At 51.1% G+C, this 13,532-nt stretch carries 11 protein-coding genes; 7 read left to right on the forward strand and 4 right to left on the reverse strand.

The window, feature by feature from the left end; translation table 11 throughout:
• Positions 1-57: 57 nt before the first annotated feature.
• Positions 58-585 (reverse strand): DUF523 domain-containing protein, encoded by a 528-nt coding sequence (locus HPY30_04240; GenBank protein ID QYZ65266.1) that lies wholly within the window; start codon positions 583-585, stop codon positions 58-60.
• A gap of 328 nt (positions 586-913) precedes the next feature.
• Here HPY30_04240 and HPY30_04245 point away from each other — a divergent pair, with 328 nt between their 5' ends.
• The 3 genes from HPY30_04245 (at position 914) to HPY30_04255 (ending at position 3,458) form a co-directional block, all read left to right on the forward strand.
• Entirely contained in the window at positions 914-1,738 is an 825-nt protein-coding gene (locus tag HPY30_04245) for an alpha/beta hydrolase (GenBank protein QYZ65267.1), read from the forward strand.
• Positions 1,739-2,028: 290 nt separating this feature from the next.
• The gene (locus HPY30_04250) at positions 2,029-3,072 is read left to right on the forward strand and encodes a ferrochelatase (GenBank protein ID QYZ65268.1); all 1,044 of its coding nucleotides are present in this window, start codon (positions 2,029-2,031) and stop codon (positions 3,070-3,072) included.
• Complete coding sequence (locus HPY30_04255; GenBank protein ID QYZ65269.1) at positions 3,072-3,458, forward strand: DUF971 domain-containing protein; 387 nt, start codon at positions 3,072-3,074, stop codon at positions 3,456-3,458. Before HPY30_04250 ends, HPY30_04255 begins: the two co-directional genes overlap by 1 nt.
• A 170-nt stretch (positions 3,459-3,628) precedes the next feature.
• On the opposite strand, the gene HPY30_04260 is transcribed toward HPY30_04255, so the two are convergent.
• Positions 3,629-4,852, reverse strand: a complete 1,224-nt coding sequence (locus HPY30_04260) for an argininosuccinate synthase (protein QYZ65270.1) — start codon at positions 4,850-4,852, stop codon at positions 3,629-3,631.
• Positions 4,853-4,945: 93 nt separating this feature from the next.
• Between HPY30_04260 and HPY30_04265 the strand changes: the two genes are divergently transcribed.
• The 4 genes from HPY30_04265 to HPY30_04280 all read left to right on the forward strand — a co-directional run bounded on the left by HPY30_04265 (position 4,946) and on the right by HPY30_04280 (position 11,840).
• Positions 4,946-5,629, forward strand: coding sequence for a zinc metallopeptidase (locus HPY30_04265; GenBank protein QYZ65271.1), 684 nt, complete (start codon positions 4,946-4,948; stop codon positions 5,627-5,629).
• Positions 5,630-5,743: 114 nt separating this feature from the next.
• A complete protein-coding gene (locus HPY30_04270) occupies positions 5,744-7,951 on the forward strand; it encodes a TonB-dependent receptor (protein ID QYZ65272.1) in 2,208 nt (735 codons plus the stop codon).
• A gap of 80 nt (positions 7,952-8,031) precedes the next feature.
• Positions 8,032-9,051, forward strand: coding sequence for a hypothetical protein (locus tag HPY30_04275; protein ID QYZ65273.1), 1,020 nt, complete (start codon positions 8,032-8,034; stop codon positions 9,049-9,051).
• Positions 9,048-11,840: a response regulator gene (locus tag HPY30_04280; GenBank protein ID QYZ65274.1), complete on the forward strand. Its 2,793-nt coding sequence runs from the start codon at positions 9,048-9,050 to the stop codon at positions 11,838-11,840. The genes HPY30_04275 and HPY30_04280 overlap by 4 nt, the downstream gene beginning before the upstream one ends.
• Before the next feature lie 62 nt (positions 11,841-11,902).
• Here the strand turns inward: HPY30_04280 and HPY30_04285 are convergent, their stop codons facing one another.
• Both HPY30_04285 and HPY30_04290 read right to left on the reverse strand, forming a co-directional pair.
• Positions 11,903-13,144, reverse strand: coding sequence for a beta-ketoacyl-[acyl-carrier-protein] synthase family protein (locus HPY30_04285; GenBank protein QYZ65275.1), 1,242 nt, complete (start codon positions 13,142-13,144; stop codon positions 11,903-11,905).
• Positions 13,141-13,389 carry an acyl carrier protein gene (locus tag HPY30_04290; protein ID QYZ67899.1) on the reverse strand — a complete coding sequence of 83 codons (249 nt, stop codon included), beginning with the start codon at positions 13,387-13,389 and terminating at the stop codon, positions 13,141-13,143. The genes HPY30_04285 and HPY30_04290 overlap by 4 nt, the downstream gene beginning before the upstream one ends.
• Positions 13,390-13,532: the final 143 nt, after the last annotated feature.

Consider the following 13,532-nt stretch of genomic DNA (forward strand, 5'->3'; position numbering starts at 1 on the left):
TAACTGGCAGGCAGACCTATTGCGTATATTGACAAGCCTGTGGCTCGATTGTTCCTACTACCTTAGATTCGGGTCATATCGCCTGACACGCTGCAGAAATTCATCCAGCGCATCCGCTGAATCCAGATCCACATCCTCAGCGACCGGTAACTCCGGGAACTCGTGCTTGAGCACACAGGCAAACACCCCGGCACCCAGCAGGCCGCTCTCTCTGAATGGGGTACTTTTCAAACCACAACTTGGGGACCTGCTCTGCAGAATAAAACCGTTGATCCGCCCTAGATTCTGTACCTTTTGTTGTGAAAAATCGAGCAGCGTGGTGGTTACATCCAGCGCTGGATTTTCGACGCTGACAACCCGGAAGTTGCCGGGCGAACCGATCAGTTCCACCGGTGGACGAGGCACACCCAAGCCAGCTTCTGTCTCAGGGCAGAGCGGCACCCAACTCACTACATCCGACAGGGTTTCGACGATTTGTGCGGCGTATTTATGCCGACCATCATAACGCACAGGTTCACCCAACAGACAGGCGCTGATACCAACCCTCGGCAGTCGTATTTTCACCTCACGACCGGTAGATCTCATCTGGTGCCTGTTTCTCGTAGCTCTTGAAATTCTAGCTGCCAGTTTGCGCTCCTGAGCATCGTAGACCGCATTGGCCCGTCAAGTGTTGCAGGGCAGCAGTAACTCGTCCGGAATGCCCTGCCCCGACTGTCTCCCGCACTTTTCAACCATCCCACAAGGCTTTTTCTGGATATCTGAATATAACAGGCTGTAGTGCACTTGTCCCAACAGACGATTCTTCACCAGACGCCCCTGGAAATTCTACCGTGTTGAACAGCAAGCCTATGCAATCGATGCTCAGGCAACTATATTTCTTTATCGGGGAAAACAAAAAAAGGAGATCGATATCATGAGCAATGTCATCATCGGTATTCATGGGCTGGCCAACAAACCACCGGAGAAGACGCTGGCCGAATGGTGGGAAAAGGCCATGCTGGAAGGACTGCAAAAAAATGCGGGCATCACCCTGGATTCTCTCAATTTTCACTCGGTCTACTGGGCCGATGCCATGTATGCCACACCTGACCAAGACCCCGATGCGTACCATAAAGCCGAAGATGGCGCCCTGAAACGCTACCATGACGGCTGGCTGGACCTTGTGAGAGCCAAGGCATCAACGATTAACGGTAAAATGTGGGACTCGGCAAAGGCACTCTTCGGCATCGATAAGATTGCCGATAAGGTGCTGGAGGTAAAACTGCAGGATCTGCATAAATACTATACGGACAGTGAACTCCGCGAAGAACTCAGGAAACGCCTGAAAACCGTTATTCTCGACAACAGAGGGGATCGCATCATGCTGGTCGCCCACTCCATGGGCACCATCATCGCTTACGATGTCCTGCGGCAGCTCGGAAAAGAGGATCCCAATATCAAGATCGACCATTTCGTGACCATCGGCTCCCCCCTTGGCCTGCCCCACGTAAAATATAAAATCAGTGAAGAGAGTCCGCTGGTGCGTACCCCCAGTATCGTAAAAAAATGGACCAACCTTGCAGACCGGCGCGACCCGGTTGCCATCGACACCCACCTCGCAGACGACTACGACTCAAACGAGGATGGGGTCAAGGTGAGGGACGATCTGGTGATCAATGGCTGGGGAAAGATCCACCATAAATCATACGGTTATCTCAGAACACCTGAGTTTACGGACCTGTTGAAAAAATCGGTCTAAAATAGCTCTCCCGGCCTCATCTAATAAATGTTCACCCAGAATCAATAATTCTCGTCAAGGCGCCAAGATCGCAAAGTTATAATCTATTGTTATTAAACGATAGCAACGATTTTCTTGGCGCCTTTGCGAGAGAAATAGTGACAATTCCAGACGGAGACTATTTTAGAATCGGAATCGGCTAAGCTATCCGGTTTCGGTCGACTGTCGAGTGGTGTAGTCTTCCCACTTGATAAATCCACCTGCAGTCTGCACCCACACTCAAGTCTGTTCTGCGAACAACAATCAACACCATGAAATATAGAAACCACTCGGATCTTACGCCCCCCGGTACAGGCAGCCTCGGCATTCTGCTAACCAACCTCGGCACACCGGACAGCCCCACCACCAGAGATGTGCGGCGTTACCTGGCGGAATTCCTCAGCGATCCCCGCGTGGTGGAATTCCCCAGACTGCTCTGGAAGGTCATTCTGCACGGCGTCATTTTGCGCATCCGACCAAAGCGTTCCGCCGAATCCTACCGTACGGTATGGACAGAGAGTGGTTCGCCGCTCCTGGACATCTCCAAACAACAGACGGACAAATTGCAGACAGCACTCAACGAACGGCTCGACAGCAAGGTCAAAGTCGTCCTGGCAATGCGCTACGGCAACCCCTCTATAACCGACGGATTGGAAACGCTGCGCCGCGAAAACGCCGAGCGCATCCTGATACTGCCGCTCTATCCCCAGTACTCCGCCACGACCACCGCCTCAACTTTCGATGCGGTAACAAGTGAACTGCAACACTGGCGGCGGTTACCGGAACTGCGCTTTATCAATCACTACGGCCATGAAGCTGACTACATACAGGTGCTGGCCGACTCAATCCAACGCTTCCGTGAACAACATGGCGCGGCGGAAAAGCTGCTCTTCTCATTCCACGGTATTCCTGAAGATTATGCCGCCGCCGGTGATCCCTATCCCGGCGAGTGCCGTTTCACCGCCGAACAGGTTGCCGAAAGACTCCAACTGGAAGACTCACAGTGGCAACTCAGTTTTCAGTCCCGCTTCGGCAAAAAGGAGTGGATCAAACCCTATACCGACCAAACCCTTACCTCCTGGGGCAAGGCAAAGGTAGAACACGTCCAGGTGGTCAGTCCTGGTTTCTCTGCCGACTGTCTGGAAACACTGGAAGAGATCGCGGTGGAGAACAAGGATTATTTTCAAAAAGCAGGCGGCGGCATCTATGAATATATTCCCGCCCTCAACGCAGAATCCAATCACATTGAAATGCTGGCAGACCTTGTGGAAAAACACACCCAGGGCTGGCCTGAATCAAACACCGGAAAGATCTAATGGAAAAGCAACCCCGCCCCGTCGACATCAAGGTGCATCAGCAGTCCCGCTTTCTCGATATCGCCTTCGACGACGGCGCCCACTTTTCGCTGCCCTGTGAATACCTGCGGGTCTACTCGCCATCGGCCGAAACCCGGGGCCATACCCCTGCGCAGGCAAAACTGGAGACCGGCAAGGAAATGGTCTCCGTTACCGACATCAAGCCCGTTGGCAGTTACGCGGTTAAAATCGTCTTCGATGACGGGCATGACTCAGGGCTCTATGACTGGAAGTATCTCTACAACCTGGGCAAGTTTCATGACGAACTCTGGCAGGCCTATCTCGAAAAGCTGACTGCCATTGGCTATAAGAGGGAGGATCCGGAACTGCCGGGGCGGGAAAACTGACTTTCCAGTTTCCAGTTTCCAGTTTCCAGTTTCCAGTTTCCAGTTTCCAGTTTCCAGTTTCCAGTTTCCAGTTTCCAGTTTCCAGTTTCCAGTTTCCAGTTTCCAAAAGCTTGCTTTTGCCTATAAACGCGTCAAACCCTATTTAACAATAATTTTGAAAACTCGCCCTGTCACCCGTCACCTTTCGCCGCAGCCACCCGCAAACGCAGTGCATTGAGCTTGATGAAACCTTCCGCATCCTTCTGATCGTAAGCGCCCTCATCGTCTTCAAAAGTGGCGATGGACTCGTCAAAGAGACTGTTGGTGTCGGACTTCCGCCCGGCCACGTAGACGTTTCCTTTGTAGAGTTTCAGCCTGACGACACCGTTGACCACTTGCTGGCTCTGGTCGATGGCGACCTGCAGCATCTCCCGCTCCGGTGCGAACCAGTAACCATTGTAGACCAGCTTGGCGTAGCGCGGCATCAACTCGTCCTTCAGGTGGGCTGCCTCGCGATCCAGGGTGAGCGACTCCATGGCACGATGCGCTTTAAGCAGGATGGTGCCACCGGGGGTTTCATAACAGCCACGGGATTTCATGCCGACATAGCGATTCTCCACGATGTCCGCACGACCGATGCCGTTGTCGCCGCCCAACTTGTTCAGGGTCGCCAGAACCGTCGCCGGTGACATGGCCTCACCATCGATGGCAACCACGTCGCCCTTCTCAAAGGTCAGCTCGATATACATCGGTCTGTCCGGGGCCTGCTCCGGAGAGACAGACCAGCGCCACATATCCTCCCCGGCTTCGGTCCATGGATCTTCCAGGTCGTAACCTTCATAGGAGATGTGCAGCAGATTGGCATCCATGGAATAGGGGGATTTCTTGCCCTCCCGTTTCATCTCAATGGGGATACCGTGTTCCTCGGCATAGGTCAGCAGCTTTTCACGGGAGTTGAGATCCCACTCACGCCAGGGGGCGATGATATGAATATCGGGACGCAGAGCATAGGCGCCCAATTCAAAACGCACCTGATCGTTGCCCTTGCCGGTGGCGCCGTGGGAGATGGCATCCGCGCCAGTCTCGTTGGCAATCTCGATCAGCCGCTTTGCGATCAATGGCCGTGCGATGGATGTGCCCAGCAGGTACTCGCCCTCATAAATGGCATTGGCACGAAACATGGGAAAGACATAGTCCCGCACGAACTCTTCGGTGAGATCCTCGATGTAGATCTCTTTGATGCCGGCGGCTTCCGCCTTGGCGCGTACAGGTTCCACTTCTTCGCCCTGACCGATATCGGCAGTGAAGGTCACCACTTCGCACTTATATTCGTCCTGCAACCACTTGACGATAATGGAGGTATCCAGACCACCGGAATAGGCCAATACCACTTTCTTGACGCCCTCTGTCGACATCGTTCATCTCCAAATTCTGTAATTCAGTCCGGAATCCCGGGAAACGGGTTAGTATACCGGATTATTCACCTGTTGTTGCCAACGGAAGATACCGTGCACTATCTGCTTCTCATCACCCTTGTCCTTGCTCTGATATACGCACCTCAATGGTGGGTGCAGCATATCCTTTCACGTTATAACCGGCAGGATGAGGACTTTCCCGGCACAGGAGGTGAACTGGCCCGCCATCTGCTTGACCGCTTTGAACTCAAGGACATTCGTGTTGAAGCCACCGAATCCGGTGACCACTACGACCCCCTCAGCAAGACCGTTCGACTCACCAGGGACAAAATGGAGGGCAGAACACTGACCGCCATCACAACCGCAGCCCACGAGGTCGGACACGCCATTCAACACGCCAGTGGTTACCGCCCTTTTCGTCTGCGCATGGGACTGGCCAGGATAGCGATAGTCAGTCAGAAACTGGGATCATTCCTGCTCTTTCTTGCCCCCCTGCTGGCGGGCATTACCCGGGCTCCGAGCAGCGGGGCAATTATGCTGTTGGCAGCGATCATCACCATGGGAACCGGGCTCATCGTCCAGCTTATCACCCTGCCGGTGGAGTGGGACGCCAGTTTCGGCAAGGCGATGCCAATCCTCACTCAGGGGAAATATATCGATGCCTCTCAGGAAAAGAAGGCCAAACGGATACTGAAGGCCTGCGCGCTCACCTATGTCGCCTCATCGTTGGCCGGACTTCTGAATTTTTGGCGCTGGATGCAGGTATTGAGACGATAACCTTTCTACTTGTAGGAGATCATAGGATATCCGTTGAATAATGTCGGTTCATAGAAGAAGCAGACGTATCAGAAACAGGGCCGAGACGCCTGCCACACAATAGCGAATAGAACCATGCAACTTCAAAGATATCCGTTACGATATAGACGGCTTCTCTCTTCTCTCGTGATACTCCCTGCAATTTGTTCACAGATTGGGAACGCCGCTGAATCCGACCCAATCTCCGAAGACTATTTTTTCGAAGAGTTGCCCGTGGTGCTCTCCGCAACCCGTCTCTCCCAATCCCTGGCAGATACCCCTACGGCAATGACGATCATCGACAAAGAGATGATTCGTGCATCCGGCTCCAGGAATATTCCTGACCTGCTGCGACTGGTACCGGGTTTTGCAGTGGGCTTCTATTCCGGCTCCAGGGCCACTGCAACCTATCACGGTATGGCCGACCAGTATGCTCGTGACATGCAGGTGCTGATCGATGGACGGTCGGTTTACGATCCCGCATTTGGTGGCGTCGCATGGGCCGACATGCCGATCGAGGTTGACGAAATAGCGCGTATCGAGGTGATCCGGGGGCCCAATGCTGCCGCCTATGGTTCCAACTCATTTGCCGGCGTTGTCAACATCATTACCGACCACCCGGCTGATCATCCCGGTGCAATGTTGAAAACCATCATAGGCGAAGGCAATGCGCGCAAGATTTATGGCCGTTATGCCGACGCGATTGGTGACTTCGCCTATAGGATTTCAGCCAACTACGATGAATACGACGGCTTTGAAGAACGCGAAGACAGCGCCGACACACGCTGGTTCAACTTCCACGGAGAGCAAACATTGGATAATGAAGACACGCTGGAGTTTCGTGTCGGTTTCAGCCGGGGAAACTACGGCGAAGGCTGGTCGGATATCTTTCAGCAGACCAGGGTATTAAACAATCGTTACAACTTCCAACAGATAGCCTGGACTCATCAGCAATCCCCAAGCAATGAGTTTCGTCTCCAGTTTTATCATAACTACCAGCAGATAGAGGACAGCTACCGTTCACCTATCATCTCAGACATCATCAAAGGGTTGGACGACCTGCAAGGTTTTCCCGAGCCGATACGGCCTGACATCTTCGCCCTTGGACTCTCTGGTGGGAACTACAATTTCCAGATGTTTCTGGATGAACTTAAACTCACCGACTCGCCTCTGACTCTCTCCTGGCTGGGTTTTGAGTCAGATAGATACGATCTTGAATTTCAGCAGACTTTGCAGACTTCAGATAATCTACGGTTAGTGTGGGGGGCGGGTGCGCGGCAGGATCGCGGCAAAAGTGTCTGGATCTTTCATCAGCACGATGCAATCACAAGAGATCAATTACGCCTCTTTGCCAATGCAGAGTGGCATATCTCTCCCGCGTGGGTTGTCAATGCCGGCGGAATGGTCGAGCGATTTGAAGATATGGATCCCTTCTTCTCTCCCCGCCTCGCAATCAATCACCATATGGATAAAAACAATACCATCAGGGCGAGCGCTTCACGCGCCTACCGTATGCCCACACTGCTGGAGGATCACGCCAACCTCGTGGTCTTTCTCGATGAACCGCTCAATGACGTAAACACCTGGGTGTTGGCGACCGGAGACCTGGACCCGCAAACCATCGACAGTTTTGAGCTGGGATATCTGGCCAGTTTTCCTGAAGCTGGCCTGACCCTGGATCTCAAACTGTTTCATGAAAAGATCGATAATATCGTCAATGAAGTCCGTAATTTCGATATTCCAGACCCGGACCGTGGGCTGACCGACCCCATCGCCGTCGCAACATTGAATAATTTCAGCAACCTGGTTCAGGAGGGCGCGGACACCTACATAAACTCAGGCGAGGCGACGATCAATGGACTGGAGGTGAATCTTGACTTCAGACCGACCCCTCGCGATCTGATTTTTCTCGGTTACGGATACGCCAATACCTACGGCCAGGAGGCTTTCCTGATTCAGGATGGCACGGTCCAATCCAAAACTGACATTAGTGATAATGCTGCAAGCCATACCTTCAGTATCCTCGGCAGCCATCGTTTCGACAGTGGCATTCAGATCAGTTCGGCCTACTACTATGTCGGCGAAATGGTTTGGGGTGGTGAAGGCGACCTGGTCCCAACCTTCAGGCGCTGGGATGTGAGACTGGGAAAACAGTTCACTCTGCCGGGCATGGACGGAGAAATAGCGCTTATTGGACAAAACCTCAACGGTGGGCATGTGGATTTTTTCAACGCGCCGAGTCGTGACTTAGTCAACCAATGGGAAACCCGTTTCTTCCTTCAGGCATCACTGGGTTTCAGATGATAGTTGCTCTATTCAAGATATTTTCGATGGATTGAAAGCCCGCTTGCCCAAAAAAGCGAAAAGCATAAGGAACCCGGAACTTGTTTACTAACGGCAAATTGACAGCCCTGCGGACAGGTAACGCCCTGTCCGCATTAGGGCGTTTCTGCCGTGTTTTATTGTTGCTTTTCCTGGCACAGCATTTTATCGCTGGACATGCCTATTCACGGGAAATAGAAAGACAGCATAACATTCTGATCATAAAAAGCGGAAACGCAACTGTTTACGATAAGGTGATCAATGCCATTGAACACTATTTTATTCTCTACTGCGAAAGTCATCCCGACATCTGCACTGAGGTCGACACCACATCATCAATCCCAACTAATCTGAAACCCGAATGGTCCAAACATAGCGACTTGATTATCACACTCGGATCAAAAGCCGCAAAATTTACACGGGATCATGGCGTCACGAACAAGACCATCCACGCAATGATACCGATGCTACCGGATAAAAAATCAAACATCAGCGACAGACTCTTTCAGGAAACGGATACGATCTATCTCAATCAGCCACTTGAACGCAACCTCAGGCTGGCAAAACTCTCTACTGGCGGAGGAAAACGTATCGGAATATTGGTCCATAAGAATAACCGTCCTTCTGAATCCATCTTGCGAAAGAGCGAAAATAAGCTGGGGATCACAATAACACTGGCAGAAGCTGTCAACAGCAGAGAACTTGGCAGCAAACTTGGGAAATTATTGGAAAGTTCAGACGTTCTTCTGGCGCTGCCCGATGCCAACATCCATAACAGAAAGACCATATCCAATATACTCACATCTACCTATCGCAAACAGGTGCCCGTTGTGGGATTTTCAGCCGCCTATGTAAAGGCCGGTGCCATTTCCGCTGTTCATTCCACCCCCGATGATATTGCACGGCATATAGTCGATGTCTCCGCCAGCCATCTCAGCACTAAAACCAATCTTATAAAAGGGCCGAAATATCCGAAATATTTCTCTGTTAGCGTCAATAGAAAAGTAGCAAGGTCATTGGGGATTAAACTTCCTTCAGAAACTCACCTCAGAGATCAGATCAGTACAGGCAAAACACCATGATCCTGAATCAATTTAAAACCTTCAGAACACAAGCATTGATTGCAGGGTTACTGCCCGCAATCGCCCTGGCAGTACCATTGATCACCTATCTGATCAATACGCAATTGGATAATCTCTTCGATGCATTCAACGAACGTGGACAGGCTATTGCCAATGAAGCCGCCGCGTTAAGCACTACGGGATTGTTTACCCGTGACTCGACAACCCTGAAAACAAATCTAAAATCGATCTTTCGTCACAGCGATGTCAGTGAAATCCGAGTACTCGACGAATCAAATAACACACTTGCCAACATAAATAGCCATTCCAATAATCCAATGACAGGGAGTATCAACTCCACCGACAACCATATTACTTTTCGTGCACATGTCGGTAGAGAAATCATGCCGATTGATGTCTCGGACTATCCTGAACAAAGCGAGGAACCTGAACTAACCGCCTTGTCAGGTACCGCCTCATTGGGCAGCGTTGCCATCACTATCAGCACGAAAAGACTGCTGGCCAACAAACGCCGAATTATGCGCAACAGCCTTCTTATACTGTGGTTCGGACTAATTGGAACCATTCTCTTCTCACTTGCACTCAGCAAGCGGGTAACGGGCCCCATTTCGCGCCTGACAAGGGCAGTGGTGCAGATGCGAGCCGGTGACTTCTCCACCTTGATTCCAGAAAAATCTTACCGGGAAATCGCCAGTCTTGAAGAGAGTTTCAACACAATGGCTAGAGAGTTGAAACTGTCCCAGGAAACCATGCAACAGCAGATTGATCAGGCAACTTCAGACCTGACTCAAACAATGGAAGCGCTGGAAATACAGAATGTCGAACTCGACTTGGCAAGAAAACGTGCGCTCATGGCAAGCCATGTAAAATCAGAATTTCTTGCCAACATGAGTCATGAGATCAGAACACCCATGAATGGCGTTCTGGGTTTTGCGAACTTACTCAAAAAGATGAATCTTGATAAAAAACAGAAAGATGTCGTCAACACAATCACCAAATCTGCTACCAACTTACTGGAGATCATCAACCATATCCTGGACTATTCAAAGCTTGAATACGGCAGACTGGAACCAGACAGCTCAAGTTTTTCTGTGACCGAGTGTTTTGAAGATCCCGTTGTACTGCTGGCACCATCGGCCCAGGACAAAGACCTGGAACTTGTACTGATGGTCTACTCCGACGTTCCTGACAGACTGATCGGCGATATAACCAGAATCAGGCAAATTCTTGTCAATCTGTTGAGTAATGCAATCAAATTCACTCACCAGGGTGAAGTCATTGTTCGGGTCATGCTTGAGCATGAGACAGATAGCGAATGTACACTGAGTTTCACGGTAACCGATACAGGCATTGGTATCGACCATGATGCGCAAGAGCATCTTTTCCATGCATTTCAACAAGCTGATACATCTACCAGCAGAATGTATGGCGGCACCGGCCTTGGACTGAGCATTTCCAGGAAGTTGGCCCAATCGATGGGTGGCAGCATCGATGTGGACAGTACACACGGGCAGGGTTCCTGTTTTCGGGTCACGCTGACTCTGAAAAAAGATGACACTGAAAACAACAAACCACAAGCAGCACAATTCTATAACAAAAACTGCCTGATCATCGATCAGCACAAACTATCTCGCCTATCCATCAAACATCAATTTCTTAAACGAGGATTTTTGACCAAGGATTTGGAGACTGTCGACACGGATGAACCGATCCTCTCTCTTGCAGATTTGATCGTATGCGGCTTTACAAAAGATGAAATAACCTCAGGTTACGCAGATATAACAGCAAAGGGTTTCCTGACTTCTTTCAATCTACCTGTCCTGGTACTTCTCAGTGCATCAGATCGAAACACCATAGAAAATTTCCACATCGACAATACTACCTGGTCTCTTTCCAAACCCTTGGGCAGCGAGACTCTCGATAACATCCTTAAGGAGATTTTTTCCGCCGGTGAAGCTCACGACCACTCAACAATTGCCTCAAACATTGATAGCGACACCTCATTAAAGGGGAAAAGGATCCTTGTCGTGGATGACAATCATATTAATCTGGAACTGATGAACATCCTCCTTTCTGAAAAGGGCGCTATTGTTTCAGAAGCGAATACCGGCACTGAAGCCATTGATCTGGCCATAAAAAACCAGTTTGACCTGATACTAATGGATGTCCACATGCCGAAACTCAAAGGTACGGACGCCGCAAAAAGAATTCGTGAGAACTGTGCGAATCGCTCCAACTCACCGCCGATCGTCGCACTCACTGCTGACGTGGTACCCGAGACACGAAATGAGGTAATAGCTGCGGGCATGGATGGCTATCTGCTAAAACCATATACCGAATCTCAACTTCTGAACGTAATACTTCCACTGTTACGGGGGGAAAAACCTCAACTGGCTCAGGCAATGGCAACCGCAAATGAGTCAGTTGACTCAGACGCTAACCTCCCAATCAGGGATGAAGAAAAAGCGTTAAATATTGCTGGAGGCAATAAAAAACTTGTAGATGAAATGTTCAAGCAGTTTTGCAGTGAACTGCCGGAACAGGCCGGGGTAATCCGTGGGAATCATGCTGCCCGGCAGTGGGACGACCTTAGAGAGAATGTTCACCGCCTGCATGGAGCCACTTCGATCTGCGGGGTTCCAGCATTGAATCTTGCTGTCACTCACCTGGAAGCGGTCAGCAAATCAAGAGACGAAGCAAAAACTCTGGAAAAACTGCAGCGGTTCAATCACGAAGTCGAACGTCTCCTTGATTTCAGTAACCGAGAGCTGGATGACAGCAATAAATAAGACGTAGGATGCTGGTGAGCTTGCGAACCGCATCCTACATACTTGTTTCAGAAAGATAATGTCTATTGAGCCTTACTGATCACTGCCGTGCAGTTTGTTCCACCAAAACCAAACGCATTCACCATGGCAGTACGACTTCTGGACAAAGGCTGGGCCTTGTTTGCCACATAGTTCAAGTCACACTTGGGATCCGGGTTATCCAGGTTGATGGTGGGGATGGCGATACCCTTGTTGAGGCTCAACAGTGCCGAGATCAGCCCGAAGACACCCGAAGCACCCAAAGTATGCCCCAGCATCGACTTGCCTGAAGTAATCGGAACATCGGCGGCACGCTCACCAAACACCGCTTTTATGGCGTCGGTTTCTATCACATCGTTAGCCTCGGTCCCCGTGCCATGGGCATGGATATAGTCAACATCATCAATGGTAATCCCTGCACTTTTCAGCGCGTTTCCCATCACGTCAACCTCATGTTCCATACTTGGCCGAGTGATGTGACCATGACAGGTGTTGGAAGCATATCCATCCACAAAGCCGAGGATTTCAGCGCCACGGCCACGAGCGTGCACCTCGCTCTCCAAAATGACATAGGCGGCACCCTCCGCCAATACCAAACCACTACGATCACCACTGAACGGGCGCGAAGCAGCTGCGGGATCCCCCCCCCAAGACGACATGACCCGCATGCTCTGCCAAGCGGAGTAGAGAGGGCGGGAGAGGGGGGCATCGCTACCGCCTGCCACAATCAGGTCTGCTCGATCGTCACGAATAGCGCGGGAGGCTTCTCCCAGGGCCTGCAGGCCGGCTGCGCAAGCGGTTGAGACAGTAAGTGACTCGCCGGCAAAGCCAAAATGCATTGCAATCTCAGAGGCGCCTGCATTATTCATCACCCGCACGATGGCGAGCGGACTGATACGAGGGTCATCAGGCTTGGCAGCATATTTCAGGCAGGCGGTTTCATGGGTGGTCACACCACCGATACCAGTACCGGAATAGACACCATAGCGGACCCGCTTCTCACCACCCGTCTCTATGCCGGCCTGAGCCAGAGCCTGGCTGGCTGCAACCAGTCCCATTGCACTGCAGGGGTCTATCCTGATGTATTTTTTCTTATAGAAAGGGCTCTCGGAAAGTCCCTCGACCTGGCCGGCAACCTTACAACCGAAATTGGCTGAATCAAAACGCTCGATCGGTCGAATGCCGCTGACACCGGCGACCGAGTTCTTCCAGAAAGCGTGGATGTCGTTACCAACCGGCGACACCACACCAAGGCCTGTGATCGCCACCCTGCCGCCAGCGCTCATGAAGCCGACTTGGCAGCAATAATCAGATCGGCAATATCGTCTGTGGTTTTAATCTCTTTAAGCTGATCATCACTGAAACCACCGGCAGACTTAACGTCGAACTTGTCCTCTATTTCAAAGATGATTTCAACAAAAGAGAGCGAGTCGATCTCCAATTCGGTGAGATTGTCCAGATTGTTCTCGTCGTACTCGACCTCGTCGACCTCCAACTGCTCCTTGATAATCTCACGCAGCCTGGCCTTGATCTCTTCCCGATCCAATTGTTGCTCCGGGTTCCCCATAAAATAACTCCTGACTCTTATCCTCTGTTTTATTTTCACGCCAGCTGACGCTCATTTTTTGGGTGTCACTTTCAAGATGGCTCTGCCCAATCCGGTGTATCATCACC

It is taken from the genome of Gammaproteobacteria bacterium (ex Lamellibrachia satsuma), from assembly GCA_019623805.1.
Classification (GTDB): Bacteria; Pseudomonadota; Gammaproteobacteria; order Chromatiales; family Chromatiaceae; genus QGON01.